Genomic DNA, 232 nt, shown 5'->3' on the forward strand with positions numbered 1-232 from the left:
ATTCAAAAGCCACAAATGTTCCTGCCACGATAACTGCATTAAAGGCATTTGAACAACCTGTTTTTTTAATAGCAGGAGGATTGGATCGTGGGTTATCTTTTGATGGGCTTATACCTTATTTAAAGGGAGTTAAATCCGTAGTATCTTACGGTGAAACGGCAGAAAAAATAGCCGAAACCTCAAAGAAAGCTGGGATTTCAAATATTCATCTGACATCAACGTTGGATAAAGC

At 37.9% G+C, this 232-nt stretch carries 1 pseudogene; it reads left to right on the plus strand.

The features are described 5' to 3' along the window. A pseudogene (locus AOA61_RS00200) lies at window positions 1-232 on the plus strand (hypothetical protein); the annotation flags it as partial.

The organism is Pseudomonas sp. 2995-1 (assembly GCF_002742505.1).
Classification (GTDB): Bacteria; Pseudomonadota; Gammaproteobacteria; order Pseudomonadales; family Pseudomonadaceae; genus Aquipseudomonas; species Aquipseudomonas sivasensis.